General features: G+C 43.4%; 43 protein-coding genes. 5 read left to right on the top strand and 38 right to left on the bottom strand.

Annotated elements, in window-relative coordinates:
* The first annotated feature begins 297 nt into the window (after positions 1-297).
* Positions 298-843, top strand: coding sequence for a gamma carbonic anhydrase family protein (locus tag ABR397_RS20000; RefSeq protein WP_350307271.1), 546 nt, complete (start codon positions 298-300; stop codon positions 841-843).
* On the opposite strand, the gene ABR397_RS20005 is transcribed toward ABR397_RS20000, so the two are convergent.
* From ABR397_RS20005 to dprA, 5 genes are all read right to left on the bottom strand, one after another.
* Complete coding sequence (locus ABR397_RS20005; RefSeq protein ID WP_350307272.1) at positions 819-1,079, bottom strand: DUF1488 family protein; 261 nt, start codon at positions 1,077-1,079, stop codon at positions 819-821. The two genes, ABR397_RS20000 and ABR397_RS20005, sit on opposite strands and share 25 nt — an antisense overlap.
* Positions 1,076-1,894: a shikimate dehydrogenase gene (gene aroE, locus ABR397_RS20010; RefSeq protein WP_350307273.1), complete on the bottom strand. Its 819-nt coding sequence runs from the start codon at positions 1,892-1,894 to the stop codon at positions 1,076-1,078. Before aroE ends, ABR397_RS20005 begins: the two co-directional genes overlap by 4 nt.
* 7 nt (positions 1,895-1,901) lie before the next feature.
* Complete coding sequence (tsaC, locus tag ABR397_RS20015) at positions 1,902-2,471, bottom strand: L-threonylcarbamoyladenylate synthase type 1 TsaC (protein ID WP_350307274.1); 570 nt, start codon at positions 2,469-2,471, stop codon at positions 1,902-1,904.
* Positions 2,472-2,496: 25 nt separating this feature from the next.
* Positions 2,497-3,036 (bottom strand): topoisomerase DNA-binding C4 zinc finger domain-containing protein, encoded by a 540-nt coding sequence (locus ABR397_RS20020; RefSeq protein WP_350307275.1) that lies wholly within the window; start codon positions 3,034-3,036, stop codon positions 2,497-2,499.
* Positions 3,037-3,098: 62 nt separating this feature from the next.
* Positions 3,099-4,184, bottom strand: coding sequence for a DNA-protecting protein DprA (gene dprA, locus ABR397_RS20025; RefSeq protein ID WP_350307276.1), 1,086 nt, complete (start codon positions 4,182-4,184; stop codon positions 3,099-3,101).
* Positions 4,185-4,317: 133 nt separating this feature from the next.
* On the opposite strand from dprA, the gene def reads away from it, so the two are divergent.
* The 4 genes from def (at position 4,318) to trkA (ending at position 8,594) form a co-directional block, all read left to right on the top strand.
* Positions 4,318-4,830: a peptide deformylase gene (def, locus tag ABR397_RS20030; protein ID WP_350307277.1), complete on the top strand. Its 513-nt coding sequence runs from the start codon at positions 4,318-4,320 to the stop codon at positions 4,828-4,830.
* A 24-nt stretch (positions 4,831-4,854) separates the two neighbouring features.
* A complete protein-coding gene (fmt, locus tag ABR397_RS20035; protein ID WP_350307278.1) occupies positions 4,855-5,802 on the top strand; it encodes a methionyl-tRNA formyltransferase in 948 nt (315 codons plus the stop codon).
* Between the two features lie 69 nt (positions 5,803-5,871).
* Positions 5,872-7,161 (top strand): 16S rRNA (cytosine(967)-C(5))-methyltransferase RsmB, encoded by a 1,290-nt coding sequence (gene rsmB, locus ABR397_RS20040; RefSeq protein ID WP_350307279.1) that lies wholly within the window; start codon positions 5,872-5,874, stop codon positions 7,159-7,161.
* A 56-nt stretch (positions 7,162-7,217) separates the two neighbouring features.
* Positions 7,218-8,594, top strand: a complete 1,377-nt coding sequence (trkA, locus tag ABR397_RS20045; RefSeq protein WP_350307280.1) for a Trk system potassium transporter TrkA — start codon at positions 7,218-7,220, stop codon at positions 8,592-8,594.
* 342 nt (positions 8,595-8,936) lie between these two features.
* Here the strand turns inward: trkA and ABR397_RS20050 are convergent, their stop codons facing one another.
* From ABR397_RS20050 to ABR397_RS20210, 33 genes are all read right to left on the bottom strand, one after another.
* The gene (locus ABR397_RS20050; RefSeq protein ID WP_350307290.1) at positions 8,937-9,137 is read right to left on the bottom strand and encodes an alternative ribosome-rescue factor A; all 201 of its coding nucleotides are present in this window, start codon (positions 9,135-9,137) and stop codon (positions 8,937-8,939) included.
* A gap of 79 nt (positions 9,138-9,216) precedes the next feature.
* Positions 9,217-9,633, bottom strand: a complete 417-nt coding sequence (gene zntR / locus ABR397_RS20055) for a Zn(2+)-responsive transcriptional regulator (RefSeq protein ID WP_021322782.1) — start codon at positions 9,631-9,633, stop codon at positions 9,217-9,219.
* Between the two features lie 133 nt (positions 9,634-9,766).
* Positions 9,767-10,159 carry a 50S ribosomal protein L17 gene (gene rplQ, locus ABR397_RS20060; RefSeq protein WP_021322783.1) on the bottom strand — a complete coding sequence of 131 codons (393 nt, stop codon included), beginning with the start codon at positions 10,157-10,159 and terminating at the stop codon, positions 9,767-9,769.
* Positions 10,160-10,199: 40 nt separating this feature from the next.
* Positions 10,200-11,189, bottom strand: a complete 990-nt coding sequence (locus ABR397_RS20065) for a DNA-directed RNA polymerase subunit alpha (RefSeq protein ID WP_011148772.1) — start codon at positions 11,187-11,189, stop codon at positions 10,200-10,202.
* A 25-nt stretch (positions 11,190-11,214) separates the two neighbouring features.
* Positions 11,215-11,835 carry a 30S ribosomal protein S4 gene (rpsD, locus tag ABR397_RS20070; RefSeq protein ID WP_023043907.1) on the bottom strand — a complete coding sequence of 207 codons (621 nt, stop codon included), beginning with the start codon at positions 11,833-11,835 and terminating at the stop codon, positions 11,215-11,217.
* A gap of 36 nt (positions 11,836-11,871) precedes the next feature.
* Positions 11,872-12,261 (bottom strand): 30S ribosomal protein S11, encoded by a 390-nt coding sequence (gene rpsK, locus ABR397_RS20075; protein WP_002919257.1) that lies wholly within the window; start codon positions 12,259-12,261, stop codon positions 11,872-11,874.
* A 15-nt stretch (positions 12,262-12,276) separates the two neighbouring features.
* The gene (gene rpsM, locus ABR397_RS20080; RefSeq protein ID WP_350307281.1) at positions 12,277-12,633 is read right to left on the bottom strand and encodes a 30S ribosomal protein S13; all 357 of its coding nucleotides are present in this window, start codon (positions 12,631-12,633) and stop codon (positions 12,277-12,279) included.
* Between the two features lie 145 nt (positions 12,634-12,778).
* Positions 12,779-12,895 carry a 50S ribosomal protein L36 gene (gene rpmJ, locus ABR397_RS20085; protein WP_002227352.1) on the bottom strand — a complete coding sequence of 39 codons (117 nt, stop codon included), beginning with the start codon at positions 12,893-12,895 and terminating at the stop codon, positions 12,779-12,781.
* A 32-nt stretch (positions 12,896-12,927) separates the two neighbouring features.
* Positions 12,928-14,259: a preprotein translocase subunit SecY gene (secY, locus tag ABR397_RS20090; protein WP_011148775.1), complete on the bottom strand. Its 1,332-nt coding sequence runs from the start codon at positions 14,257-14,259 to the stop codon at positions 12,928-12,930.
* A 7-nt stretch (positions 14,260-14,266) separates the two neighbouring features.
* Positions 14,267-14,701: a 50S ribosomal protein L15 gene (gene rplO, locus ABR397_RS20095; protein ID WP_350307282.1), complete on the bottom strand. Its 435-nt coding sequence runs from the start codon at positions 14,699-14,701 to the stop codon at positions 14,267-14,269.
* 3 nt (positions 14,702-14,704) lie between these two features.
* Positions 14,705-14,884, bottom strand: a complete 180-nt coding sequence (gene rpmD, locus ABR397_RS20100) for a 50S ribosomal protein L30 (protein ID WP_011148777.1) — start codon at positions 14,882-14,884, stop codon at positions 14,705-14,707.
* A gap of 5 nt (positions 14,885-14,889) precedes the next feature.
* Entirely contained in the window at positions 14,890-15,390 is a 501-nt protein-coding gene (gene rpsE / locus ABR397_RS20105; RefSeq protein WP_021322788.1) for a 30S ribosomal protein S5, read from the bottom strand.
* 14 nt (positions 15,391-15,404) lie between these two features.
* Positions 15,405-15,758: a 50S ribosomal protein L18 gene (gene rplR, locus ABR397_RS20110; protein WP_011148779.1), complete on the bottom strand. Its 354-nt coding sequence runs from the start codon at positions 15,756-15,758 to the stop codon at positions 15,405-15,407.
* Positions 15,759-15,767: 9 nt separating this feature from the next.
* Positions 15,768-16,301 (bottom strand): 50S ribosomal protein L6, encoded by a 534-nt coding sequence (rplF, locus tag ABR397_RS20115; RefSeq protein ID WP_350307283.1) that lies wholly within the window; start codon positions 16,299-16,301, stop codon positions 15,768-15,770.
* Between the two features lie 14 nt (positions 16,302-16,315).
* Positions 16,316-16,708 (bottom strand): 30S ribosomal protein S8, encoded by a 393-nt coding sequence (gene rpsH, locus ABR397_RS20120; RefSeq protein ID WP_011148781.1) that lies wholly within the window; start codon positions 16,706-16,708, stop codon positions 16,316-16,318.
* A 33-nt stretch (positions 16,709-16,741) separates the two neighbouring features.
* The gene (rpsN, locus tag ABR397_RS20125; protein ID WP_021322791.1) at positions 16,742-17,047 is read right to left on the bottom strand and encodes a 30S ribosomal protein S14; all 306 of its coding nucleotides are present in this window, start codon (positions 17,045-17,047) and stop codon (positions 16,742-16,744) included.
* A 12-nt stretch (positions 17,048-17,059) separates the two neighbouring features.
* Positions 17,060-17,599: a 50S ribosomal protein L5 gene (gene rplE / locus ABR397_RS20130; RefSeq protein WP_021322792.1), complete on the bottom strand. Its 540-nt coding sequence runs from the start codon at positions 17,597-17,599 to the stop codon at positions 17,060-17,062.
* Positions 17,600-17,613: 14 nt separating this feature from the next.
* Positions 17,614-17,928, bottom strand: coding sequence for a 50S ribosomal protein L24 (gene rplX, locus ABR397_RS20135; RefSeq protein ID WP_350307284.1), 315 nt, complete (start codon positions 17,926-17,928; stop codon positions 17,614-17,616).
* Positions 17,929-17,938: 10 nt separating this feature from the next.
* Positions 17,939-18,310, bottom strand: coding sequence for a 50S ribosomal protein L14 (gene rplN, locus ABR397_RS20140; RefSeq protein WP_015836277.1), 372 nt, complete (start codon positions 18,308-18,310; stop codon positions 17,939-17,941).
* Positions 18,311-18,479: 169 nt separating this feature from the next.
* Positions 18,480-18,734, bottom strand: a complete 255-nt coding sequence (rpsQ, locus tag ABR397_RS20145; protein ID WP_350307285.1) for a 30S ribosomal protein S17 — start codon at positions 18,732-18,734, stop codon at positions 18,480-18,482.
* On the bottom strand, positions 18,734-18,925 hold the full coding sequence (gene rpmC / locus ABR397_RS20150; RefSeq protein ID WP_021322794.1) for a 50S ribosomal protein L29: 192 nt from the start codon (positions 18,923-18,925) through the stop codon (positions 18,734-18,736). Before rpmC ends, rpsQ begins: the two co-directional genes overlap by 1 nt.
* Positions 18,925-19,335: a 50S ribosomal protein L16 gene (gene rplP / locus ABR397_RS20155; protein WP_012990491.1), complete on the bottom strand. Its 411-nt coding sequence runs from the start codon at positions 19,333-19,335 to the stop codon at positions 18,925-18,927. Before rplP ends, rpmC begins: the two co-directional genes overlap by 1 nt.
* Positions 19,336-19,347: 12 nt before the next feature.
* Positions 19,348-20,049: a 30S ribosomal protein S3 gene (gene rpsC, locus ABR397_RS20160; RefSeq protein ID WP_015836279.1), complete on the bottom strand. Its 702-nt coding sequence runs from the start codon at positions 20,047-20,049 to the stop codon at positions 19,348-19,350.
* Between the two features lie 17 nt (positions 20,050-20,066).
* Positions 20,067-20,399 (bottom strand): 50S ribosomal protein L22, encoded by a 333-nt coding sequence (rplV, locus tag ABR397_RS20165; RefSeq protein WP_350307286.1) that lies wholly within the window; start codon positions 20,397-20,399, stop codon positions 20,067-20,069.
* 14 nt (positions 20,400-20,413) lie between these two features.
* On the bottom strand, positions 20,414-20,692 hold the full coding sequence (rpsS, locus tag ABR397_RS20170; RefSeq protein WP_011148791.1) for a 30S ribosomal protein S19: 279 nt from the start codon (positions 20,690-20,692) through the stop codon (positions 20,414-20,416).
* A 14-nt stretch (positions 20,693-20,706) separates the two neighbouring features.
* Entirely contained in the window at positions 20,707-21,531 is an 825-nt protein-coding gene (gene rplB, locus ABR397_RS20175; RefSeq protein WP_021322795.1) for a 50S ribosomal protein L2, read from the bottom strand.
* A gap of 19 nt (positions 21,532-21,550) precedes the next feature.
* Complete coding sequence (gene rplW / locus ABR397_RS20180; protein WP_021322796.1) at positions 21,551-21,853, bottom strand: 50S ribosomal protein L23; 303 nt, start codon at positions 21,851-21,853, stop codon at positions 21,551-21,553.
* Complete coding sequence (rplD, locus tag ABR397_RS20185) at positions 21,850-22,455, bottom strand: 50S ribosomal protein L4 (RefSeq protein ID WP_350307287.1); 606 nt, start codon at positions 22,453-22,455, stop codon at positions 21,850-21,852. The genes rplW and rplD overlap by 4 nt, the downstream gene beginning before the upstream one ends.
* 16 nt (positions 22,456-22,471) lie before the next feature.
* Positions 22,472-23,101 (bottom strand): 50S ribosomal protein L3, encoded by a 630-nt coding sequence (rplC, locus tag ABR397_RS20190; protein WP_166291376.1) that lies wholly within the window; start codon positions 23,099-23,101, stop codon positions 22,472-22,474.
* 32 nt (positions 23,102-23,133) lie between these two features.
* Positions 23,134-23,445 (bottom strand): 30S ribosomal protein S10, encoded by a 312-nt coding sequence (rpsJ, locus tag ABR397_RS20195; RefSeq protein WP_001181005.1) that lies wholly within the window; start codon positions 23,443-23,445, stop codon positions 23,134-23,136.
* 302 nt (positions 23,446-23,747) lie between these two features.
* Positions 23,748-24,224, bottom strand: coding sequence for a bacterioferritin (gene bfr, locus ABR397_RS20200; protein WP_350307288.1), 477 nt, complete (start codon positions 24,222-24,224; stop codon positions 23,748-23,750).
* Positions 24,225-24,302: 78 nt separating this feature from the next.
* A complete protein-coding gene (gene bfd / locus ABR397_RS20205; protein ID WP_350307289.1) occupies positions 24,303-24,497 on the bottom strand; it encodes a bacterioferritin-associated ferredoxin in 195 nt (64 codons plus the stop codon).
* Positions 24,498-25,152: 655 nt separating this feature from the next.
* Positions 25,153-25,267 (bottom strand): EF-Tu C-terminal domain-related protein (locus tag ABR397_RS20210; protein WP_350307077.1); only part of this gene is annotated, 115 nt, incomplete at its 5' end.

The raw sequence follows: 25,267 nt of genomic DNA on the forward strand, positions 1-25,267 counted from the left end.
CTGCGTATACTACGCTTTTCGCCCGCAGAGTCAAGCGCTTATTTGCTTTGCTCTGCCTGGCCTCACACGCTTTGTCAGCGTTGTGTCGGTCAGTGGTGGCGCATTATAGGGAACCCAGATTTTTACACAACACTTTTTTTTAGATTTATCGCCAACAGGTCACTTATTGCTCTTTTTGGATTGAGTTTAGGCAATAATAGCCAAGATCAATAAGCTTTTTCCATTGCATACTAGTGTCTTCCTCACTAGGATCCCGTTAAGGATAAAAGATCTCCATTTCTTCATTAGAGGTATATTATGTCTGGAGTATTGCGCAGTTATCTTGGTACTCAACCTAAAATTGGTCAGAAAGTTATGTTAGATCCGTCTAGTGTGATAATTGGTGATGTCAGACTTGCTGATGATGTCAGCATATGGCCTTTAGTTGTCATCCGTGGCGACGTTAATTACGTATCTATTGGCACACGTACTAACATCCAAGATGGCTCTGTATTACATGTAACACACAAATCTGTTGATAATCCCGATGGTTTTCCTTTAATTGTTGGGAATGATGTCACCATCGGGCATAAAGCTATACTCCATGGTTGTACTATTGGTAGTCGAGTGCTCATCGGTATGGGCTCCATCCTACTTGATGGTTCAATTATTGAAGATGATGTTATTATTGGAGCGGGCAGCTTGATCGCTCCAGGAAAAATATTAGAAAGCGGATACCTTTATGTCGGTAGCCCTGCCCGTCGGGTCAGAAAACTAAAACCTGAAGAATTAGAAATACTATGTTATTCAGCAAGCAATTATGTTTGCTGGAAAAACGACTATCTGCAAGAAGGTAATATATAACGTCCTAAATGATCATCATCCCCGTTAATGATTAACGATTCAAATTCCTCTTCAAGATCCCAACGATTTTGTCGGAAAAGATTTAATGGATGATGATCTTCCCCATAACGGTATAAAAGATCCCTAGCCCTCACAGCACAGTGAACCAATGATCCATTTACCAACGCGGGAAAAATGACTATCTGCTGTTGCTCATCCCACTCTTCTCTATCAGGAAATTGGATAGATTGATTCACGAATGTAACTCCTGCTCCAATGTTAACAATACAGGTGCAATTTCTGGCAGTACACCATGCCATAATTTAAATGAATGAGCGGCTTGTCCTACTAACATTCCTAATCCATCAGCATAACGAGAAACACCATGTTCTTTGGCAAAGGAAATGAAAGGCGTCAAATTAGCCTGATAAAACATGTCATAACAGACACAATTTTCATTAAATATTAATGGAGATATCGCAGGAATCTCACCATTGATACCGGATGCAGTCGCATTGATAATAAGATCAAACTCAGGACTCTTAAGTGTTTTCATCTCAACGGGCCAAATGTTACCTATTGGCGAAAAATTATTAGCAATCTGGATGGTACGACTGAACGTTCGATTTGTAATTGTAATGTCACAACCAAATTCTAATAATGGAGATAAAACACCTCTGGCACCACCACCAGCCCCAATTATTAAAATATGCTGTCCCTGAGTAATAAACTCAAGCCGTATCAAATCCGCTAACAATCCTATACCATCCGTATTATCACCAAGTAATAGATTATTATCTAGCAATTTCAAGGTATTGACTGCACCACTAAGTCTTGCTCGCTCAGTCAACTCATTCGCCCTGATAAATGCCTGCTCTTTAAATGGCACAGTAACATTAGCTCCTATCCCCCCCTGTATAAGAAACATATTCAATGTCTCTTCAAATTTATCCATTGGCGCTAAAATCTTCCCATAACAATGAGCAATACCTGTTTGATCAGCAAATAACTGATGGATACGGGGGGATTTACTGTGCGTAACAGGATTACCAAAAACAGCGAACTGATTCATATTTATTCTACCCTTGACGATAAAGCTCACCAGTTAAAGCATCCCGAATTTCTGAAGGATTTTTCCGCCCTCCAACATCACCATCTAACACAGAAAATTTATCCCCAAACTGTTGTCTGACTTCTTCTGCTGTTCGGCATGGTTCAAGACCATTTAAATTTGCACTAGTCGATACCAATGGTTTTCCATAAAAAGTACATAGCTGTTTCACCAAAGGATGAGCACTAACTCTGACAGCCAAAGTGGAGAATTGCCCAGTCAACCATTTAGATGTACTGGCTTTTGCAGGGATCACCCAGGTTACAGGCCCTGGCCAATAAGCAAATATAACTTCTTTTTGTTCTTCTGTTAGAAGTTTATCATCAAGATATGGCTGCAATTGTCTATAATTATCTGCAATAAGAATCAACCCTTTTTGCCACGGGCGCTTCTTTAATATAAGCAGCTCATTTACCGCTTTTTCACTATCAGGATCACATCCAAGCCCAAAAACAGCTTCAGTTGGATAAGCGATAACTTTTTCTGCTTTTAACGCAGTTAATACATTTTCAAATTCAGGTGATATTTCATTACTCATTTTATTACTCATTTTATTACTCAGTTCAGTTTATGTGCGGTTTTCCACACAACTTACTAGCACAAAACAACTTTGTACCTTGTGATGTACGTTTCTCCATCAATAACGGATAGAAACAAAACACACATTCACCAACAACTGGCTTATTATTTAATACAAACTGGCAGTTGGGGTAACGGTTACACGCATGAAAAATTTTTCCGAAACGTGATTTTCTTTGGAGTAGTTGCCCTTGCTTGCATTGTGGGCAGGCTATCGACGTTTCATCCGGTTTATCAATCAGTGCCGTATGTTCGCATTCAGGATAACGACTACAACCAATGAACATTCCATAACGCCCTTGACGTAAAACTAAATTAGCTCCACATACAGGACATAACGGCCCTTTAAGTTCTTTTACCACATGGCCGTTACTTTGCCCTTTTAATGAGCGAATATATTGACATGATGGATAACTAGAACATCCAAGAAATGGGCCATGAATGCCATTACGGATAACCAAAATAGAGCCACATTCAGGACAATATTCAGTTTCATTAGTGGAGAAAGGAACCATTTTTGCCATACCATTTTCACTTGAAATTTATACTTATATGACGCTAAGCAAGACTTTGAGTATTCAGTTAACTAACTCACGCGCACATAACCACCAGCAACCACAGCCACCTTACCTAATAATTCTAGTTCAAGGAGCTTTGTCATTACCTCAGCTATAGGTAATGCAGAGCGTTGCACAATAATATCAACTGGCGTTATTTCATCACCTACGTTAACCAGCACATCAGCAAATGGCAACTCAGTTTGCTCAAACTGGGGTTTTACTTCTTCCGTTATTCTTTCCATATGTAACCATTGTAGTGAACTGTAAACATGCTCCACAATATCCATTACATTTGTAGCCAGATATGCTCCCTGCTTTATCAACCAGTGATTCCCCTCACTGACAGAGCTCCCCAAAAACCCTGGTAATGCAAAGACATCCCTTCCCTGCTCAAGAGCACAACGAGCTGTAATTAATGAACCGCTGTTTTGACTCGCTTCTACAACAATAACGGCCGAACTTAATCCACTGATAATCCTATTTCTTTTAGGGAAATTTTTTGCGCGTGGAGGAGTATCTGGAAAAAATTCAGAAACAAGGGCTCCCCCCTCCTCTATTTGCTTTGCTAATAACCCATGTCTATAAGGATAAATCTGACCAAGACCGCTACCTAATACAGCTATTGTTTGACCACCACTATCCAGCGCAGATCGGTGACAAATACCATCAATACCAATAGCTAAACCACTAGTAATAACTAACCCATGTCCAACCAATTCACCTGCAAAAATTTTTCCCCATTTCTCGCCATAATAGCTTGCTGCCCTGCTCCCAACCATCGCCACCTGCTTCTTTAAAAGAAGATCTAATTTCCCTGACACAAAAAGCGCAAGAGGCGGGATATGTATTTGCTTTAATAACGGTGGATACAAAGGATGAGAATATGTCAATAAATGACGTTCCGGCTGTTCCAGCCATTTTAAACATGAAGCTAGCAAGGTTTTATTCGCTTTAGTAAATTGTAAACATTGTGCTGACGTTAACCCACTATCCTTAAGTACGGTGAGATAACGATTCCCCGCATGCAATAATTTCTCTGTAATATTTGCTGCTTTTTCTGTTGCTAAATGAGAGACCATCTTCATTCGCAACCATATTTCCATAGCTTCCATGTTGTCATCCTGTCTGAGACTGACGGACAAAACCAAACTGCTCAATTAGCAATCAATACTGTCAATCTAAACGGGAAATGTCTAGAATAGAGATAAAATACCATTCACATTTTGGACACAGATCTAAACATATATGTCAGTATTACAAGTATTACATTACCCAGACGAGCGGCTTCGCACTACTGCAACGCCTGTTAAAGAAGTTAATGCGGAGATTCAACGTATCATTGATGATATGTTTGAAACTATGTACGCAGAGGAAGGCATTGGCCTGGCAGCAACACAAGTTGATATTCATCAGCGTATTGTCGTTATTGACGTATCGGAAACTCGGAATGAACGCCTTGTGCTGATAAATCCAGAGTTACTGGAAAAAAGTGGTAATACTGGGATTGAAGAAGGCTGTTTGTCTATTCCTGAACAGCGAGCACTAGTGCCACGAGCTGAAAAAGTCAAAATCAGAGCCTTAGATTATAATGGTCAATCATTTGAATTACAAGCTGATGGCTTACTAGCTATTTGTATTCAGCACGAGATGGACCATTTAATTGGTAAGCTTTTTGTGGATTACTTATCCCCACTGAAACGCCAGCGTATACGCCAGAAAGTAGAAAAGCTAGATAAACAAAAAGCCCGAACCAAATAAATTATATTAATACAGGAAATAAACGTGTCTGATTCTTTACGTATTGTTTTTGCCGGAACACCTGACTTTGCGGCACGCCATTTAGAGGTTTTATTAACGTCTCAGCATGAGGTCGTTGGCGTTCTAACACGACTAGACAGACCAGCCGGTAGAGGTAAAAAACTGACACCCAGTCCTGTAAAAGTACTGGCAGAAGAACATAATATTACCGTTTTTCAGCCAGCCACTTTGCGTTCAGAAGAAAACCAACAATGGCTTATTAAACAACAACCTGATGTTCTCATAGTTGTAGCCTATGGATTAATCCTCCCTAAGGCTGTTTTAGATATTCCAAGATTAGGTTGTCTGAACGTACACGGCTCTCTATTACCACGTTGGCGTGGTGCAGCGCCAATTCAACGTTCACTGTGGGCCGGTGACACGGAAACAGGCGTAACGATCATGCAAATGGATATAGGCCTTGATACTGGCGATATGCTATATAAAGCAAGCTGTCCTATTACACTTGAAGATACTAGTGCCAGTTTATACGAAAAACTGACCAAGATTGGGCCAGATGCACTACTTAAAACATTATCATTAATAACATCAGGTAAAAGCCAACCTGAAACTCAAAGTGAAAAGTTGGTTACCTACGCTGAAAAACTAAGCAAGGAAGAAGCCAAAATAAATTGGGAACTATCTGCAACCCATCTTGAACGTTGCATTCGTGCATTTAATCCTTGGCCCATGAGCTTTTTCGAGATGGAAGGGCAGCCTGTTAAAATCTGGAAAGCAGAAGCCATTGAAGAACAAGTTTCGGTAGAACCAGGAACTGTCTTAAAAGCAGACAAAAAAGGTATTCATATTGCCACTGCCAATGGAATTCTGAATATCACGCAATTACAACCTGCTGGTAAAAAAGCAATGTCAGCCGCAGATCTGCTTAACTCCAAACGTGAATGGTTTACGCCAGGTAATAAAATCAACTGAATACTATTCTATGTAAACTCTCTCTTACAAACTTTCTCTTAATGCTGGCTTTTGTCAGCCTTTTTAACTATGAAAAATACATATAATCTACGAAGTATCGCCGCAAAAGCAATCAATCAAGTTCTGGACCAAGGACAATCTCTCAGTACGATATTGCCTGAACTTCAACGAAACATAACTGATAAAGATAAATCTTTGTTACAAGAGCTATCTTTCGGGGTTTTACGTGTATTACCTCAATTAGAATGGATAATAAGCCAATTAATGGAAAAACCATTAAAAGGTAAGCAACGTATTCTTCATTACCTGCTTATGGTTGGCATATACCAACTTACCTATACCCGTATCCCAGCTCATGCAGCACTTGCTGAAACAGTAAATGGAGCCGCAACTCTGAAATATCCTCAGTTAAAAGGATTAATTAATGGTGTCCTTCGCCAGTTTCAGAGGCAGCAACTGCAATTAATGGAGCTTCCACAAAATAGTCCCAGCAATCACTTACATCCTAAATGGTTATTAACTAAAATCCAAAAAGCCTACCCACAAGAATGGCAGCAACTTATTGAAAATAACAATAAGAAACCGCCCATGTGGTTGCGAGTTAATCGAATATACCATAGTCGAGATGAATATCTTTCTCTTCTCCATAAAGCCGGAATTGATGCAGAACCAGCTATCGAATTACCTTCTGCTATCCGTGTAATTTTCCCCTGCCCAGTAACAATATTACCTGGATTTGATAAAGGTTGGGTAACTATTCAAGATGTATCCGCACAAGGGTGTGCCGAGTTATTACAACCAATCAATGGAGAGACAATTCTCGATCTTTGTGCCGCACCAGGAGGGAAAACAACACATATCCTCGAAATAGCGCCAAAAGCCCAAGTATTAGCTATAGATATTGATGAACACAGGATCAAACGAGTAAAAGAAAATCTCCAGCGCCTTAATTGCCATGCAACAGTAAAAACCGGTGATGGACGCCACCCTGAATATTGGGCAAAAGGCCAGCAATTCGATCGTATCCTTCTGGATGCACCTTGTTCAGCAACAGGAGTAATCCGTCGCCACCCTGATATCAAATGGTTACGCCGCGAAGAAGATATTGCTCAATTAGTTCAATTACAATCTGAGATTATTGATGCAATCTGGCCATATTTAAAGAAAGGCGGGACATTAGTATATGCAACCTGTTCTATTTTACCAGATGAAAATAGTCAGCAAATCAGCTCATTTTTAAAACGCCACCCAGATGCAAAACTATCGGGAACAGATACAGACGATAGCCCAGGAAAACAAATAATACCTGAATTCAATGGTGGAGACGGTTTCTTTTACGCTCGATTAATTAAACAGTAATATATCTCCACAATTTATAAAGATAATTATCTGTTTCTAACAAGTTAGAGAATACTATGAAAATAATTATTCTTGGTGCAGGTCAAGTTGGCGGTACATTAGCTGAAAATCTAGTAGGTGAAAATAACGATATCACTATAGTCGATACTGATCCCAACCGCCTGCACCAACTACAGGATAAATTCGACCTCAGGGTAGTCAATGGTCATGGTTCTCATCCAAAAGTATTAAGAGAAGCTGGTGCTGAAGATGCTGATATGTTAGTTGCTGTAACTAATTCTGACGAAACTAACATGATTGCATGCCAAATTGCTTATTCCTTATTTAATACACCAAATAAAGTTGCACGAATACGCGCAGCAGAGTATATCCGTGAATCAGATAAGCTTTTTCTCCCTAACGACATTCCTATTGATTATCTTATTTCACCGGAACAACTCGTCATAGATTATATTTATAAACTAATTCAGTATCCTGGCGCCTTGCAGGTCGTTAACTTTGCCGAAGGTAGAGTAAGTATTGTTGCAGTAAAAGCTTATTACGGAGGTTCACTTGTAGGAAATGCACTTTCTTCACTTCGTGAACACATGCCACATATTAATACCAGAGTTGCTGCCATATTTCGCCAGGATCGGCCTATAAGACCACAAGGCTCTACAATTATTGAGGCTGGTGACGAGGTTTTTTTTGTGGTGGCATCACAACATATTCGTGCTGTAATGAGCGAACTTCAACGCTTAGAAAAGCCTTACAAGCGTATTATGATCGTTGGTGGTGGTAATATTGGTGCCGGACTTGCCCTACGCCTTGAAAAAGATTACAGGGTTAAATTAATTGAACGAAATCAGCAAAGAGCCACAGAACTAGCCGAATTATTACACGACACCATTGTTTTCTATGGGGATGCATCTGACCAAGAGCTATTAGCTGAAGAACATATAGAACAGGTAGATGTATTCATTGCCCTAACCAACGATGACGAAGCAAATATCATGTCTGCAATGCTTGCCAAACGCATGGGAGCCAAAAAAGCTATGGTTCTCATTCAGCGTAGTGCATATGTCGATTTAGTACAAGGAGGTGTCATTGATATTGCAATCTCTCCACAGCAAGCAACTATTTCAGCTCTACTAGGCCATGTTCGTAAGGCAGATATCGTAAGCGTTTCCTCATTACGTCGTGGAGTAGCGGAAGCTATCGAAGCAATTGCTCATGGAGACGAAAACACGTCAAAGGTTGTTGGTCAAGCTGTAGGTGATATTAAATTACCACCAGGCACCACAATTGGAGCAATAGTTCGTGGTGACGAAGTAATTATTGCTCATGATTATAGTATAATAGAACAAGGAGATCATGTAATTATGTTTATTACAGATAAGAAATTTGTTCCCGAAGTAGAAAAACTATTCCAACCCAGTCCCTTTTTCCTTTAGGAACAAAAAAATAATTATCTATCAGTCATATAATTCAAACACAATAACTGATACAACTTGACACAATTTAATTAACACGATGATTGAAAGAACATGGTGAATTTTTTAAAACAGTTTATAAATTTACCATGAATGGCAATTCTACTAATCCCACTGCTGAAGTGATTATTGATATGATCTTGAAAAATATCTTGCTGTTATCAGCTATTTTCTATGCAATAAAACTAATAAATCATATAGTAAAAAAGGGATTAAGGCTATGCTAGGCATCCCAACCACTAAAGAGAAATTATTAATAAAAATCCGTAGATTACTGAAAGAGTGAAAATAAACCTATCAGAACTAAAAGGCCAGTGGTAATACATCTAACAATCCCTTACCACTGGCCTCCCAGTTACTTGCTTTGTTATGCTTTCCTTTCCTCTGGTAACTTCCTTTCCCTTTTTTATTTTTCTCAATTCGCTGTCTGAATAATGGATCACGTAGTAGAGCTTCAATAGCATTATCCTTTATCATACCTTTTTTATGGTGATATATAATCATCATATTCCTCTATCATATTAATTGGTCGAAAAACATAGCAATTGTACTCTCTGAATCATCTATAATAAAGAAAAATTGCTTATTCCTTATTTGAAGCTCCTTGTTCTAAAGTTTCAAGAATAGAACAATAAGTACTTATGTGAGAGCTCCCACAGCAAGCATCACTTAACATCTTAAGTGAATCACGCATTTTTAACATTTCAAGAAGTTTTTCTTCTACTTCCATCAACCTAGAATCTACAATTTGCTTCGACTCTTCACAAGTATGATGATCTGGATCTACACGAATAGACAATAATTCTGTGATAGCTTCCAATGTAAATCCCAGCTGCTTGGCATAACGTATAAACCGAAGGCGCTGTAGATCTTGCTCTGTATAAAGCCTATATCCCCCCTCGGTACGGTTCTGATGCTCCATCATTCCTTGTTTTTCATAGAAACGCACTGTATCAGGGGTTACATTCGCTAATTTAGCCAGTTGGCCAATACGATACATCTTCATATCTCCTAGAATAAACACGCTGTTTGAGATATCAGCATAACAGGATGGAAAAAAATAAGTGAGAAATTCAGATATACAGATGTAAAAAAACCGGGATAAACCCGGTTCTTTTATATGCCCCTACAGATTACTCTGCAGTCGCAACTTCTGTTTGAGGCTCAACAGCACGGTCGACGAGCTCGATGTATGCCATCGGAGCATTGTCACCAGCACGGAAGCCACACTTAAGAATGCGAGTGTAACCACCTGCGCGGCTCGCAAAGCGCGGGCCCAGCTCATTAAACAGTTTTGCCACAATTTCGTTATCACGAGTACGGGCGAATGCCAGACGACGATTAGCTACGCTGTCGGTCTTGGCAAGAGTAATCAGCGGCTCAACGACGCGACGCAGTTCTTTCGCTTTAGGCAGAGTCGTCTTGATGATTTCATGACGAACCAAGGAACCTGCCATGTTGCGGAACATAGCTTGGCGATGGCTGCTGTTGCGGTTCAATTGACGACCACTCTTACGATGGCGCATGACCTTATCCTTCTCAGTAAAACCTTAACCTGTGATCTAGTTATTCATCAGCAATACTTGCTGGTGGCCAGTTTTCCAAGCGCATGCCTAGAGATAAGCCACGTGAAGCCAGTACGTCTTTGATCTCTGTGAGAGATTTTTTACCCAGGTTAGGTGTCTTAAGCAACTCAACCTCGGTACGCTGTACCAAATCACCGATGTAGTGGATAGCTTCTGCCTTAAGGCAGTTAGCAGAGCGGACAGTCAATTCCAGATCGTCAACAGGGCGCAGCAGGATCGGATCAAACTCTGGCTTCTCCTCCTTTACTTCTGGCTGACGTACATCACGTAAATCAACAAAAGCTTCCAGCTGTTCAGCCAAAATAGTAGCTGCACGGCGAATCGCCTCTTCAGGATCGATTGTACCGTTAGTTTCCATCTCGATAACCAACTTGTCCAAATCGGTACGTTGTTCTACACGCGCTGCTTCAACATTGTAGGCAATACGCTCTACTGGGCTATAACAAGCGTCTACTAACAAACGACCAATAGGGCGCTCATCTTCTTCCGAATGAATCCGGGCAGAAGCCGGCACATAACCCCGACCACGCTGAACTTTAATGCGCATGCTTATAGAAGCAGTTTCGTCAGTCAGGTGGCAGATTACATGTTGCGGCTTGACGATTTCGACATCTCCGTCATGGATAATGTCGGCTGCAGTCACAGGGCCAATGCCAGACTTATTCAAGGTAAGAATAACTTCATCTTTGCCCTGAACTCTTACCGCCAGCCCTTTCAGGTTGAGGAGAATCTCCAGGATATCTTCCTGTACACCTTCTTTGGTGCTGTACTCATGCAGTACACCATCAATCTCAACCTCAGTCACCGCACAACCCGGCATAGACGAAAGCAGAATACGGCGCAGTGCGTTACCTAGAGTATGACCAAAGCCACGCTCTAAAGGCTCAAGGGTCACCTTGGCGTGCGTCGAACTGACTTGCTCGATATCAACCAGGCGCGGTTTTAGAAACTCTGTCACAGAACCCTGCATTGTGTCCTCTCTTTGGTGCTAAGCTTTACTTAGAGTAAAGCTCGACGATCAGGTGTTCGTTAATGTCAGCGGACAGATCGGTACGTTCTGGAGTACGCTTGAACACACCTTCCATCTTCGCAGCATCAACCTCCAACCAAGTTGGTTTCTCACGCTGCTCAGCCAGCTCTAAAGCCGCCTTGATACGAGACTGCTTTTTCGATTTTTCGCGAACGCTGACTACGTCATTCGGGGATACCTGATAAGAAGCGATGTTAACAACGCGACCATTTACCATGATAGCCTTATGGCTTACCATTTGGCGTGATTCAGCACGAGTCGCACCAAAACCCATACGGTAAACAACGTTGTCCAGACGACCTTCCAGCAAACTCAACAAGTTCTCACCTGTATTGCCTTTCAGACGAGTTGCTTCTTTATAATAATTACGGAATTGACGTTCTAGAACACCGTAAATACGGCGAACTTTTTGTTTTTCACGTAACTGTACACCGTAGTCAGACAGACGCGGTTTACGTGCGCCATGCTGTCCAGGTGGTTGTTCCAATTTACACTTGGTGTCAATCGCGCGAACGCCAGACTTCAGGAATAGGTCTGTACCCTCGCGACGGCTCAGCTTGAGCTTAGGACCCAAATATCTTGCCATTTTCTTTCTCCAACAAACCTAAAAAAGTAAACGTTATTAAACGCGACGTTTTTTAGGTGGACGACAACCGTTATGAGGGATTGGAGTCACATCAGTAATGTTAGTGATGCGGAAACCTGCCGCATTTAACGCTCGGATAGTTGACTCGCGACCAGGACCAGGTCCTTTAACCATAACTTCCAGGTTCTTAATTCCGTATTCTTTCACTGCTTCAGCACAGCGCTCTGCTGCAACCTGAGCCGCAAACGGAGTAGATTTACGAGAACCACGGAAACCGGAACCACCCGCAGTTGCCCAACCCAGAGCATTACCCTGACGGTCAGTAATGGTCACGATGGTGTTGTTGAAAGAAGCATGGATATGAGCCACACCGTCAGAGACTTGCTTTCTTACACGCTTACGTGCACGAATAGGTGCTTTTGCCATTATACAATACCCCGATTATTTCTTGATCGGCTTACGTGGACCCTTACGGGTACGTGCATTGGTCTTAGTACGCTGACCGCGAACCGGTAGACCACGACGGTGACGTAAACCACGATAAGTACCAAGATCCATCAGACGTTTGATGCTCAGGGTTACTTCACGACGCAGATCACCTTCTACAACGTACTTGGCAACTTCGTCACGCAGCTTGTCAATTTGCTCTTCAGACAGCTCACTGATCTTAACATGTTCAGCAATACCCGTTGCAGCACAAATGGCTTGGGAGCGAGTTTTGCCGATTCCGTAGATCGATGTTAAAGCGATTACGGTATGCTTTTGATCAGGAATGTTAATGCCTGCTATACGGGCCACTATGCACTCCTACAATTATTTACGGCAACACTATTCTGAAAAGCCCGTTTTCAGGATACTCAAACAATGTTGCTGTGATATAAAAAGATTGGCTGGCTAATTTAGCCAGCTCAAACCGACTTTGCAAGAAAAATATGCTATTTTATCAGCCTTGGCGTTGTTTATGCTTAGGCTCTGCACTACAAATCACACGAACGACACCGTTACGCTTGACGATTTTGCAATTGCGACATAATTTCTTGACGGAAGCACGAACTTTCATTTTTACTCTCCGTAACTTCTCAAGCAAACCAATCAGCGGTTATAACCTTTAAGGTTTGCCTTCTTCAATGCAGACTCATACTGACTTGACATCATCAGAGTTTGCACTTGAGCCATAAAGTCCATGATGACCACAACTACGATAAGCAGCGAAGTACCGCCAAAATAAAATGGTACCTTCATCGCGTCACGCATGAACTCCGGGATTAAGCAGATAAAAGTAATATACATCGCACCAACTAAAGTCAGACGTGTCATTACTTTATCAATGTACTTGGCCGTTTGCTCTCCCGGACGAATTCCTGGTACAAATGCACCGGACTTCTTCAGGTTATCTGCTGTTTCTCTCGGGTTAAAAACCAACGCTGTATAAAAGAAACAGAAGAAGATGATTGCAGACGCGTAGAGTAACACATAAAGCGGTTGACCAGGCTGCAAATACATTGAAATAGTAGTCAGCCAGTTCCAACCAGTTCCACCCCCAAACCAAGAAGCTATGGTACCAGGGAACAGAATAATGCTGGAAGCGAAAATTGCAGGGATAACCCCGGCCATATTCACTTTCAACGGTAAATGTGTGCTCTGTGCAGCATAAACTCGGCGACCTTGTTGACGTTTTGCATAGTTAACAACGATACGTCGTTGACCACGTTCCATGAAAACAACGAAGAAAGTTACTGCAAACACTAATACTGCAACCAACAGCAACAGGAGGAAGTGCAGATCGCCTTGCCGAGCTTGCTCAATGGTATGGCCGATGGCCGGCGGCAAACCCGCAACAATACCAGCAAAGATTATGATAGAGATACCGTTGCCAATACCACGCTCAGTAATCTGTTCACCTAACCACATCAGGAACATAGTCCCAGTAACCAGGCTCACAACAGCCGTGAAGTAGAAAGCAAATCCTGGGTTAATCACCAGACCTTGCATTCCTGGCATATTCGGCAAACCAGTAGCAATACCGATTGACTGGAATATAGCCAGCACTAAAGTACCATAGCGAGTATACTGGCTAATCTTACGACGACCAGCTTCCCCTTCCTTCTTAATCTCTGCCAACGTTGGGTGAACCACCGTCAATAACTGAATAATAATAGACGCAGAAATATACGGCATTATCCCCAGTGCAAAGATAGAAGCACGGCTTAAAGCACCACCAGAGAACATGTTAAACATTTCAATGATGGTGCCCCTTTGCTGTTCGAGCAATTTGGCAAGCACAGTGGCATCAATACCAGGGATAGGAATAAAAGAACCAATACGGAAAACAATCAGCGCTCCAATAACAAACAACAGTCTGCGTTTCAGCTCGCCCAGTCCACCTTTAGCGCTTTGAAAATCTAATCCTGGTTGTTTAGCCATCTGTTACTTATTCCTCAATTTTACCGCCAGCAGCTTCAATTGCCGCACGAGCGCCCTTAGTAACACGAAGGCCACGCACAGTTACTGCGCGATTGATTTCGCCAGAAAGTATAACTTTTGCGAATTCAATTTGAGTGCCAACGATGTTAGCGGCTTTCAGTGCGTTCAGATCGATAACATCGCCTTCAACAGCGGCGAAATCAGACAGACGAACTTCTGCTGTAATCATTGCCTTACGTGAAGTGAAGCCAAATTTTGGCAAACGACGGTATAAAGGCATCTGACCACCTTCAAAACCGCGACGTACGCCACCGCCAGAACGAGATTTCTGACCTTTGTGACCACGGCCACCAGTTTTACCCAAGCCAGAACCGATACCACGACCTACACGTTTAGGTGCATGCTTGGCACCTTCAGCCGGAGACAGAGTATTTAAGCGCATCTGTTACTCCTCAACTTTAACCATATAGGAAACCAAGTTGATCATACCACGTATAGCAGGAGTATCTTCGCGCTCTACTGTATGACCAATACGACGCAGACCTAAACCAACCAAAGTTGCCTTATGTTTAGGCAGGCGGCCGATTGAACTGCGAATTTGTGTTACTTTAATAGTCTTAGCCATGGCCATTACCCCAGAATTTCTTCGACGGATTTACCACGCTTAGCTGCGACCATTTCTGGAGACTTCATGCTGTCTAAAGCATCCAGGGTTGCACGAACCACATTAATAGGGTTAGTGGAACCATAGGTTTTAGCCAGTACGTTACGAACACCAGCCACTTCCAAAACAGCACGCATAGCACCGCCTGCGATGATACCAGTACCTTCGTGAGCAGGTTGCATGAACACGCGGGAACCGGTGTGTGTACCTTTCACTGGGTGATGCAGAGTGCCGCTGTTTAGTGCGACGGTTTTCATATTGCGACGGGCTTTTTCCATCGCTTTCTGGATTGCTGCCGGAACTTCGCGTGCTTTGCCGTAGCCAAAACCAACGCGACCATTACCATCACCTACAACAGTCAGTGCGGTAAAGCTGAAAATCCGGCCACCTTTTACGGTTTTAGATACGCGGTTTACCGCGATCAGCTTTTCCTGCAGTTCGCCAGCTTGTTTTTCGATGTGAGCCATCTTACACCTCTACCTTAGAACTGAAGGCCAGCTTCACGGGCAGCATCTGCCAGTGCCTGGACTCGACCATGATATTGGAAACCAGAACGGTCAAAGGATACATCTTTGATACCTTTCTCCAGTGCACGTTCAGCAATTGCTTTACCAACTGCTGCTGCTGCTTCTTTATTTCCAGTGTATTTCAGTTGCTCATTGATAGCTTTTTCTGTAGTAGAAGCTGCCACCAAAGTTTCAGAACCGTTTGGTGCGATAACCTGCGCATAAATATGGCGTGGGGTACGATGTACCACCAGGCGAGTTGCACCCAGTTCCTGGAGCTTGCGGCGTGCGCGGGTCGCACGACGGATACGAGCTGCTTTCTTATCCATAGTGTTACCTTACTTCTTCTTAGCCTCTTTGATACGCACGACTTCGTCGGCGTAACGAACACCCTTACCTTTATAAGGCTCAGGACGACGATAGGCACGCAATTCTGCCGCAACCTGACCGATTACCTGCTTATCAGCACCTTTCAGTACGATTTCAGTTTGTGACGGACATTCTGCAGTAATGCCTACTGGCAATTCGTGGTCAACTGGATGCGAGAAGCCCAGAGACATGTTAACAACATTGCCTTTGACTACTGCACGATAACCAACACCTACCAGTTGAAGCTTCTTAGTGAAGCCTTCGGTAACACCAATAACCATAGCATTCAGCAAAGAACGAGTCGTACCTGCCTGTGCCCAACCATCAACATAACCATCGCGTGGAGTGAAGGTTAGTTGGCTATCTGCATGTTTAACTTCAACTGCGCTGTGGATTGTACGACTCAGTTCGCCGTTTTTACCCTTAATCGAAATCACCTGACCGTTGAGTTTTACCTCTACGCCGGCAGGAATGACGACGGGTGCTTTTGCAACACGAGACATTCTTTCCTCCCGAATTAAGCTACGTAGCAGAGAATCTCGCCACCAAGACCTGCTTGGCGAGCTGCACGATCAGTCATTACACCTTTAGAAGTAGAAACAACAGCAATACCTAAACCAGCCATAACTTGTGGCAGCTCATCTTTTTTCTTATAGATGCGCAGACTTGGACGGCTTACACGCTGAATACTTTCTACGACAGCCTTACCCTGGAAGTACTTCAGTACTAATTCCAGTTCTGGCTTGGTGTCGCCTTCAATTTTATAATCTTCAATATAACCTTCTTCCTTCAGCACTTTGGCAATTGCCACTTTCAGCTTGGAGGAAGGCATGGTGACCGCAACTTTATTCGCGGCCTGACCGTTACGGATACGGGTCAGCATATCCGCGATGGGATCTTGCATGCTCATCTGTCTTTACTCCCGTGATTCAATTGGTGACAATTACCAGCTAGCCTTCTTAAGGCCCGGAATTTCACCGCGCATAGCGGCTTCACGGACTTTAATACGGCTCAACCCAAACTTCCGCAAAAATCCATGCGGACGCCCAGTTTGGCGGCAGCGATTACGCTGACGAGAAGGGCTGGAATCACGTGGCAGTGTTTGCAGCTTAAGAACAGCATTCCAACGCTCTTCATCAGATGCATTCACATCAGAAATGATAGCTTTCAGTTCTACACGTTTAGTGAAGAATTTTTCAGCTAATTTCACACGTTTTACATCACGTGCTTTCATTGATTGCTTAGCCATGAATACCCTGCCTTACTTGCGGAACGGGAAGTTAAAAGCAGCCAACAGTGCGCGGCCTTCATCATCAGATTTCGCAGTTGTGGTGATAGTAATATCTAAGCCACGAACACGATCCACTTTATCGTAATCGATTTCAGGGAAGATGATTTGCTCACGTACACCCATGCTGTAATTGCCACGACCATCAAATGACTTAGCGGACAAGCCACGGAAGTCACGGATACGAGGTACAGCAATAGAAATCAGGCGCTCAAGAAACTCCCACATGCGTTCACCACGCAGAGTTACTTTACAGCCGATTGGATAGCCCTGACGGATTTTGAAGCCTGCAACTGATTTGCGTGCTTTGGTGATCAGTGGTTTTTGACCAGAGATTGCTGTTAGATCCGCTGCTGCATTATCCAGCAGTTTCTTATCAGCGATCGCTTCACCAACACCCATGTTCAGGGTGATCTTCTCGACCCGAGGGACTTGCATGACAGAATTGTAGTCAAACTGAGCCATCAGTTTTTGGACTACCTCGTCTTTGTAGTAATCATGCAGTTTCGCCATCGTATTACTCCAAATTACTTGATAGTTTCGCTATTAGATTTAAAGAAACGAACTTTTTTGCCGTCTTCAAATCTAAAACCTACACGGTCAGCCTTACTGGTTGCCGCATTGAAGATTGCAACGTTTGAAACTTGAATTGCAGCTTCTTTTTCAACGATGCCACCTGGTTGATTCAGCGCCGGAACAGGCTTCTGATGTTTTTTAACCAAGTTAATACCTTCAACAATGACCTTCCCAGCAGGAAGAACCTGTTTTACTTTACCGCGCTTACCTTTATCTTTGCCAGTCAGCACGATAACTTCGTCATCACGACGGATTTTCGCTGCCATTGTTCGCTCCTTAGAGTACTTCTGGTGCCAGGGAGATAATTTTCATGAACTTTTCATTACGAAGTTCACGAGTTACCGGCCCAAAAATACGCGTACCGATAACTTGCTCACTCGTGTTGTTTAACAACACACAAGCATTGCCATCGAAGCGAATGACAGAACCGTCAGGGCGACGAACACCCTTCTTGGTGCGCACCACTACCGCTTTCAGGACATCACCTTTTTTCACTTTACCGCGAGGAATTGCTTCCTTGATGGTGATTTTAATGATGTCGCCGACATGTGCGTAGCGACGGTGCGAGCCACCCAGAACCTTGATACACATTACGCGACGTGCACCGGAGTTGTCGGCCACGTTCAGCATAGTCTGTTCTTGGATCATTTTAGTGCTCCGCTAAATGTCAACTACTACTGAGCCCACTTCATTATTATGAAGAGGCCGTTCAAATACCCCATACCATGAGGGCGCGGCATTATAACACCACATCTCAGATATGGATAGAAAAAATAAACGGCCCATAATCTGAGCCGTTTACTCTATTCGAGTCAGCTTACAGAATCGCTTTCTCTATAACGCGAACTAAGGTCCAAGATTTAGTTTTGGACAATGGACGGGTTTCGCGGATTTCCACTACGTCACCGATTCCACATTCATTGTTCTCGTCATGTACGTGCAGTTTAGTCGTACGCTTGATGAATTTACCATACAGAGGATGTTTCACCTTACGCTCGATAGCAACAACAATAGATTTTTCCATTTTGTCACTAACAACACGACCTTGCAGAGTACGGATTTTATCGGTCATTACGCACCCGCCTTCTCAGTCAGTAAAGTCTTAACGCGTGCGATATCACGACGCACTTGTTTCAACAGATGAGACTGTTGTAGCTGGCCACTTGCCGCCTGCATACGCAGGTTAAATTGTTCACGCAGCAAGTTCAGCAGCTCAGTGTTCAGCTCTTCAACGCTTTTTTCGCGCAGCTCTTGTGCTTTCATTACATCACCGTCTTAGTTACAAAGGTGGTTTTGATAGGCAGTTTCGCTGCTGCCAGCTTGAATGCTTCACGAGCCAGCTCTTCAGGCACACCGTCCATTTCATAAAGGACTTTACCGGGCTGGATCAAGGCAACCCAATATTCTACGTTACCTTTACCTTTACCCATACGCACTTCGAGTGGCTTTTCAGTGATAGGTTTGTCTGGGAATACACGGATCCAGATTTTACCTTGACGTTTAATTGCACGGGTCATAGCACGACGTGCCGCTTCAATCTGACGTGCAGTCAGACGACCACGGCCCACAGCTTTCAGACCGAAAGTGCCGAAGCTAACATCCGCACCTGCTGCTAGGCCACGGTTACGGCCTTTATGCACTTTACGGAATTTCGTACGCTTTGGTTGTAACATCAGCGACTCTCCTTACTTGCGGCCTTTACGCTGCTGCTTTTTAGGTTGCGCAGCCGGTTTTTCCGCCTGTTCAACAGCAGCCATACCACCCAAGATCTCACCTTTGAAGATCCATACCTTAACGCCGAGTACACCATAAGTGGTGTGCGCTTCTGAAGTATTATAGTCGATGTCTGCACGCAGTGTGTGCAATGGTACACGACCCTCACGATACCATTCAGTACGCGCAATTTCAGCACCGCCCAAACGGCCACTTACTTCCACTTTAATGCCTTTAGCACCCAAACGCATTGCATTCTGAACTGCGCGCTTCATAGCACGGCGGAACATAACACGACGTTCCAGCTGCGAAGTGATACTATCAGCAACCAGTTTAGCGTCCAGCTCAGGCTTACGCACTTCAGAGATATTAATTTGCGCAGGCACACCAGCGATTTCCGCTACAGTTTTGCGCAATTTTTCTACGTCTTCACCTTTCTTACCGATTACAATACCTGGGCGAGCAGTGTGAATAGTCACACGGATGCTTTTAGCAGGACGTTCAATAACAATGCGTGAAATAGACGCTTTTGCCAGTTCTTTGTTCAAGTACTGGCGCACTTTAAAATCGCTGTCCAGGTTGTCAGCGAATTCTTTGGTATTCGCATACCAGGTAGAGTTCCAAGGTTTGACGATACCCAGGCGAATACCATTAGGATGTACTTTCTGACCCATTGCTAGTCTCCAGAGTCTCAGCGATCGGACACAACCACAGTAATGTGGCTGCTGCGCTTCAGGATGCGATCTGCACGACCTTTCGCACGAGGCATAATGCGCTTCATGGTAGGGCCTTCGTCTACGAAAATCTTCGCGACTTTTAGATCATCAATGTCAGCGCCATCGTTGTGTTCTGCATTAGCAATAGCAGACTCAAGTACCTTCTTCACTAAACCAGCAGCTTTCTTGTTGGTATAGGTCAAAGTTTCCAGAGCTTGCGACACTTTCTTACCGCGAATCAGGTCAGCTACAAGGCGAACCTTCTGAGCAGAAGAACGAGCGTGGCGATGTTTAGCGATAGTTTCCATCTCTTCCTCCTACCTTAGCGCTTTTTAGCCTTTTTATCGGCCGCATGGCCGCGATAAGTACGAGTCGGCGCAAATTCACCTAGTTTGTGACCAACCATTTCGTCGGAAACAAAAACTGGTACATGCTGACGACCATTATGGACAGCGATGGTCAAACCGATCATGTTAGGAAAGATCGTTGAACGACGGGACCAAGTCTTAATAGGCTTTTTGTCTCCGCTTTCCACCGCTTTCTCTACCTTCTTCAGCAAGTGCAGGTCAATAAATGGACCTTTCTTGAGAGAACGTGGCATGGCTTATCCTCTAATTATTTTTTAGTACGGCGACGTACAATGAACTGATCAGTACGTTTATTACTACGGGTCTTCTTACCTTTAGTTTGAACACCCCAAGGAGTTACAGGATGTTTACCAAAGTTACGACCTTCACCACCACCATGTGGGTGATCTACTGGGTTCATCGCCGTACCACGAACGGTAGGACGAATGCCACGCCAGCGACTTGCACCAGCTTTACCCAGAACGCGTAGCATATGTTCTGCGTTACCAACTTCACCTAAAGTAGCCCGGCAGTCAGACAGAACTTTACGCATTTCACCAGAACGCAAACGCAAGGTTACATAAGAACCATCACGAGCAACGATCTGAACATATGCACCAGCGGAACGAGCCAACTGACCGCCTTTACCCGGCTTCATCTCTACGTTGTGTACAGTAGAACCAACCGGGATATTACGCATTGGCAATGCATTACCAGCTTTGATAGCTGCATCAGCACCAGATTGGATCTGATCACCAGCTTTTAGGCCTTTAGGCGCAAGAATATAACGACGTTCACCGTCTTTATACAGAACCAAGGCGATGTTTGCTGAACGGTTTGGATCATATTCCAAACGCTCAACTACAGCAGGGATACCATCTTTGTTACGCTTGAAGTCAATCAAACGATAGTGCTGTTTGTGGCCACCACCGATGTGACGAGTGGTAATACGGCCATTGTTGTTACGACCACCGGTTTTGCTGCTTTTTTCCAGCAACGGAGCATAAGGTTTACCCTTATGCAGCTCAGGGTTAACCACTTTAACAACGTGGCGACGGCCCGGAGACGTAGGTTTACATTTAACAATTGCCATTGTTCTTTACTCCTCCGACTTACTCTGCACCACCGATGAAGTCCATATTCTGGCCTTCCTTCAGAGTGACATAAGCTTTTTTCCAGTCGCTACGACGACCAATACGCTGACCGTGGCGTTTAGTTTTGCCTTTAACCAGCAAAGTGTTAACACCTTCAACTTCGACTTCAAACAATTTCTGCACAGCAGCTTTAATTTCTGCTTTAGTCGCGTCTTTTGCAACTTTGAGAACGATGGTATTGCTTTTTTCCATCGCTGTAGAAGCTTTTTCAGATACGTGCGGCGCGCGCAGTACTTTTAGCAGACGTTCTTCACGGATCATGCCAGCATCTCCTCAACTTGCTTCACAGCGTCAGCAGTCATAACCACTTTATCGAAGGCGATCAGACTAACTGGATCGATACCAGCTGCATCACGAACGTCAACCTTGTACAGGTTACGAGCTGCTAAGAACAAGTTCTCATCAACTTCACCAGTGATAATCAGCACATCTTCCAGAGTCATTTCTTTCAGTTTCTGAACCAGAAGCTTAGTTTTAGGAGCTTCTACAGAAAAACTCTCGACAACGATCAGACGATCTTGACGTACCAGTTCAGACAGGATGCTTTTCAGAGCACCGCGGTACATTTTCTTATTAACTTTTTGACTGTGGTCCTGTGGCTTAGCTGCGAAAGTTACACCACCAGAGCGCCAAATTGGGCTCTTAATAGAACCAGAGCGTGCACGGCCAGTGCCTTTCTGACGCCATGGTTTTTTACCTGAACCAGAAACTTCAGCACGGGTTTTCTGAGCACGAGTACCTTGACGTGCACCAGCTGCGTAAGCAACAACTACTTGATGCACAAGCGCTTCATTGAAATCACGCCCGAAGGTAGTTTCGGAAACAGTCAGCGCGCCTTGCGCGTCTTTCATTACCAATTCCATTCCTATCTCCTCGACGTTACGCCTTGACAGCCGGTTTTACGATCAGGTTGCCACCAGTTGCACCTGGAACAGCACCTTTGACCAGCAGCAGGTTGCGCTCAGCGTCAACACGTACTACATCTAGGCTTTGAACGGTTACACGCTCATTACCCAGTTGGCCTGCCATTTTCTTACCTTTAAATACCTTGCCCGGAGTTTGGTTCTGACCAATAGAACCCGGAACACGGTGAGACAAAGAGTTACCGTGGCTAGCATCTTGGGTACGGAAGTTCCAGCGCTTAACAGTACCAGCAAAACCTTTACCTTTAGATGTACCAGTAACATCGACTTTCTTAACGTCAGCGAAAATTTCAACGCTAATACTTTGACCTACAGTATATTCTTCGTCTTCAGACAGACGGAATTCACGCAGGATACGGCCAGCTTCAACGCCAGCTTTAGCGAAATGACCTGCTTCAGGTTTGTTTACACGGTTAGCTTTTTTGCTACCAGTAGTAACCTGAATTGCCCGATAACCGTCGCTATCCAGATCTTTAACCTGAGTAACACGGTTATCTTCAATTTCGATAACAGTTACAGGGATTGAAACGCCATCTTCAGTGAAGATACGAGTCATACCCACTTTTTTACCGACTAAACCAATCATTGTTTCAACCTCTCAATCGTTCAATGACCTGATTAACCCAGGCTGATCTGCACGTCTACACCGGCAGCCAGATCCAGACGCATCAGAGCATCAACGGTTTTCTCGGTTGGCTCAACGATGTCAACCAGACGCTTATGAGTGCGAATTTCGTACTGATCACGCGCATCTTTATTAACATGCGGAGAAATCAGAACGGTAAAACGCTCTTTACGAGTCGGCAGCGGGATCGGACCACGAACCTGCGCACCAGTGCGCTTAGCGGTCTCGACAATTTCCGCAGTTGATTGATCGATCAAACGATGATCAAATGCTTTCAGGCGGATACGGATTCTTTGGTTCTGCATGAGACCAGAGCTCCAACTATTTTATAAACGTAAATAACTACTCCTCGTACCCATTTCGATTGATGGGAGAGTGTAATCGTTCAATATATAACCCCCATATCGGGAGTATTTTTAAATGGCAGAAAAAACACCGCACATTTACTGACTACAAATCAGACTTACTCAAAGTAAGTTCGCGTATTATACGTAAATCAATTAGCAAAGCAAGATACAGATGAAAATCTGTTCGGAGTACAATAATGCAATAAAATGAGTACAAAATAAGATGCCCTAGCTTTAGTAGATAGGGCATTTTTCCAAGGCTATTCTCCTTCAAGGATCTGTGCCTGGGTATAATTTTGAATCCCCATGCGTTCAATTAATGCAAACTGAGTTTCCAGCCAATCTATGTGCTCTTCTTCTTCATCTAAGATATCGATCATCAAATCACGGCTAACATAATCATGAATCGAATCAGCATAAGCGATAGCTTCTCTCAAATCCTTAGCTCCTTGCAATTCGAGTTGCAAGTCGGATTTGAGCATTTCTTCAATATCTTCTCCGATATTAAGTTTTCCTAAATCCTGCAAATTAGGAATTCCCTCAAGAAAAAGGATACGTTCAATGTACCTATCAGCATGTTTCATTTCATCGATAGATTCATGATATTCCTTATCATTAAGCCGGGTAAGACCCCAGTTTTTGAACATCCGAGCGTGCAGAAAATACTGATTAATTGCAACAAGCTCATTTCCAAGAAGTTTGTTCAAATGAGCAATTATTTTTTTATCACCTTTCATAGCCTACTCCTCCGCTTCCAGTACTTAAAGTGTAGTACCTATTCAGCAGAGTAGTAGTAAACTTACCTTAATTTTTTATCAAGCAACGTTATCTATCTTAGGCAGTTGTGCAATTTCCTCATTAATTAGCTCTCTGGCTTGGCGTATGCATTTACCACAATCACGGCCTACAGGCACAATACGTTTTAGTTCTCTGATAGAGTGAACATGATGCTGACGTACCGCGTTACGTATTGTTCTATCACTCACCGCATTACATAGGCAAACATACATAAATAGCACTCTCTAGCACATATTATAGCTTATATTAAATAATAATGAGTATCATTTCAATAATCATTCGTATTTTAATTCTCTGATCCAACTTTTCCAAATTTCCTTTCACCTTCATCAGATGGAAGTGGTTCACTTATCCGCATAATATTCTGATGGGCAAAGCTTTTATCACTACTGGTAGCTTTATTAAACTGATCCCATCCTAAATAAAATTTAGCTAAACCAACCACATACTAAAAACACAGCAACTACACTATTTCCTACACCAACAACTTGCTCTAGAGCTGATAATTGGAAGGAAGGAGAGGGATCATTTGTTTACGATATTGCAGGATTCACATGTTTAGTTGTATGAGAATGGGCTTGGCATAAAAATAAACGTTAACATATTCAATGAGGAATGGGTGATAGGTATGGATGTGCCCAGAGCATCCTGATAGAACAAGCGGATAATGCCTCCAAGGACAAACTATAAACTGTCACAGTCAAAAACGAGAAACACCCCAAGATGATTCATGTAAGCAATTCAAAGAAAGGATATATTTAAAGATATCAACCAACAGACACCTGATGTGGTACACCAAGTGTCTGTTTTAAAGTAAACCGGAGTTCAAGCTTGTTCTAAGACTAAATATATGATCAGGCTATACTATTAAGCGATAACTTTAGCAACAACACCAGCACCTACTGTACGGCCACCTTCACGGATTGCGAAGCGCAGACCCTGGTCCATCGCGATTGGTGCAATCAGGGTAACGACCATCTGA

Origin of the sequence: Photorhabdus viridis, assembly GCF_040256935.1 — a bacterium.
GTDB lineage: Bacteria > Pseudomonadota > Gammaproteobacteria > Enterobacterales > Enterobacteriaceae > Photorhabdus > Photorhabdus viridis.

Bases quoted from the DNA above. Each gene is read 5' to 3' on its own strand.
- ABR397_RS20000 (WP_350307271.1), top strand. From the start codon at position 298: ATGTCTGGAGTATTGCGCAGTTATCTTGGTACTCAACCTAAAATTGGT.
- aroE (WP_350307273.1), bottom strand. From the start codon at position 1,894: ATGAATCAGTTCGCTGTTTTTGGTAATCCTGTTACGCACAGTAAATCC.
- tsaC (WP_350307274.1), bottom strand. From the start codon at position 2,471: ATGAGTAATGAAATATCACCTGAATTTGAAAATGTATTAACTGCGTTA.
- ABR397_RS20020 (WP_350307275.1), bottom strand. From the start codon at position 3,036: ATGGCAAAAATGGTTCCTTTCTCCACTAATGAAACTGAATATTGTCCT.
- dprA (WP_350307276.1), bottom strand. From the start codon at position 4,184: ATGGAAGCTATGGAAATATGGTTGCGAATGAAGATGGTCTCTCATTTA.
- def (WP_350307277.1), top strand. From the start codon at position 4,318: ATGTCAGTATTACAAGTATTACATTACCCAGACGAGCGGCTTCGCACT.
- rsmB (WP_350307279.1), top strand. From the start codon at position 5,872: ATGAAAAATACATATAATCTACGAAGTATCGCCGCAAAAGCAATCAAT.
- trkA (WP_350307280.1), top strand. From the start codon at position 7,218: ATGAAAATAATTATTCTTGGTGCAGGTCAAGTTGGCGGTACATTAGCT.
- ABR397_RS20050 (WP_350307290.1), bottom strand. From the start codon at position 9,137: ATGATTATATATCACCATAAAAAAGGTATGATAAAGGATAATGCTATT.
- zntR (WP_021322782.1), bottom strand. From the start codon at position 9,633: ATGTATCGTATTGGCCAACTGGCTAAATTAGCGAATGTAACCCCTGAT.
- rplQ (WP_021322783.1), bottom strand. From the start codon at position 10,159: ATGCGCCATCGTAAGAGTGGTCGTCAATTGAACCGCAACAGCAGCCAT.
- ABR397_RS20065 (WP_011148772.1), bottom strand. From the start codon at position 11,189: ATGCAGGGTTCTGTGACAGAGTTTCTAAAACCGCGCCTGGTTGATATC.
- rpsD (WP_023043907.1), bottom strand. From the start codon at position 11,835: ATGGCAAGATATTTGGGTCCTAAGCTCAAGCTGAGCCGTCGCGAGGGT.
- rpsK (WP_002919257.1), bottom strand. From the start codon at position 12,261: ATGGCAAAAGCACCTATTCGTGCACGTAAGCGTGTAAGAAAGCAAGTC.
- rpmJ (WP_002227352.1), bottom strand. From the start codon at position 12,895: ATGAAAGTTCGTGCTTCCGTCAAGAAATTATGTCGCAATTGCAAAATC.
- secY (WP_011148775.1), bottom strand. From the start codon at position 14,259: ATGGCTAAACAACCAGGATTAGATTTTCAAAGCGCTAAAGGTGGACTG.
- rplO (WP_350307282.1), bottom strand. From the start codon at position 14,701: ATGCGCTTAAATACTCTGTCTCCGGCTGAAGGTGCCAAGCATGCACCT.
- rpmD (WP_011148777.1), bottom strand. From the start codon at position 14,884: ATGGCTAAGACTATTAAAGTAACACAAATTCGCAGTTCAATCGGCCGC.
- rpsE (WP_021322788.1), bottom strand. From the start codon at position 15,390: ATGGCTCACATCGAAAAACAAGCTGGCGAACTGCAGGAAAAGCTGATC.
- rplR (WP_011148779.1), bottom strand. From the start codon at position 15,758: ATGGATAAGAAAGCAGCTCGTATCCGTCGTGCGACCCGCGCACGCCGC.
- rplF (WP_350307283.1), bottom strand. From the start codon at position 16,301: ATGTCTCGTGTTGCAAAAGCACCCGTCGTCATTCCTGCCGGCGTAGAG.
- rpsH (WP_011148781.1), bottom strand. From the start codon at position 16,708: ATGAGCATGCAAGATCCCATCGCGGATATGCTGACCCGTATCCGTAAC.
- rpsN (WP_021322791.1), bottom strand. From the start codon at position 17,047: ATGGCTAAGCAATCAATGAAAGCACGTGATGTAAAACGTGTGAAATTA.
- rplE (WP_021322792.1), bottom strand. From the start codon at position 17,599: ATGGCGAAACTGCATGATTACTACAAAGACGAGGTAGTCCAAAAACTG.
- rplX (WP_350307284.1), bottom strand. From the start codon at position 17,928: ATGGCAGCGAAAATCCGTCGTGATGACGAAGTTATCGTGCTGACTGGC.
- rplN (WP_015836277.1), bottom strand. From the start codon at position 18,310: ATGATCCAAGAACAGACTATGCTGAACGTGGCCGACAACTCCGGTGCA.
- rpsQ (WP_350307285.1), bottom strand. From the start codon at position 18,734: ATGACCGATAAAATCCGTACTCTGCAAGGTCGTGTTGTTAGTGACAAA.
- rpmC (WP_021322794.1), bottom strand. From the start codon at position 18,925: ATGAAAGCACAAGAGCTGCGCGAAAAAAGCGTTGAAGAGCTGAACACT.
- rplP (WP_012990491.1), bottom strand. From the start codon at position 19,335: ATGTTACAACCAAAGCGTACGAAATTCCGTAAAGTGCATAAAGGCCGT.
- rpsC (WP_015836279.1), bottom strand. From the start codon at position 20,049: ATGGGTCAGAAAGTACATCCTAATGGTATTCGCCTGGGTATCGTCAAA.
- rplV (WP_350307286.1), bottom strand. From the start codon at position 20,399: ATGGAAACTATCGCTAAACATCGCCACGCTCGTTCTTCTGCTCAGAAG.
- rpsS (WP_011148791.1), bottom strand. From the start codon at position 20,692: ATGCCACGTTCTCTCAAGAAAGGTCCATTTATTGACCTGCACTTGCTG.
- rplB (WP_021322795.1), bottom strand. From the start codon at position 21,531: ATGGCAATTGTTAAATGTAAACCTACGTCTCCGGGCCGTCGCCACGTT.
- rplW (WP_021322796.1), bottom strand. From the start codon at position 21,853: ATGATCCGTGAAGAACGTCTGCTAAAAGTACTGCGCGCGCCGCACGTA.
- rplD (WP_350307287.1), bottom strand. From the start codon at position 22,455: ATGGAATTGGTAATGAAAGACGCGCAAGGCGCGCTGACTGTTTCCGAA.
- rplC (WP_166291376.1), bottom strand. From the start codon at position 23,101: ATGATTGGTTTAGTCGGTAAAAAAGTGGGTATGACTCGTATCTTCACT.
- rpsJ (WP_001181005.1), bottom strand. From the start codon at position 23,445: ATGCAGAACCAAAGAATCCGTATCCGCCTGAAAGCATTTGATCATCGT.
- bfr (WP_350307288.1), bottom strand. From the start codon at position 24,224: ATGAAAGGTGATAAAAAAATAATTGCTCATTTGAACAAACTTCTTGGA.
- bfd (WP_350307289.1), bottom strand. From the start codon at position 24,497: ATGTATGTTTGCCTATGTAATGCGGTGAGTGATAGAACAATACGTAAC.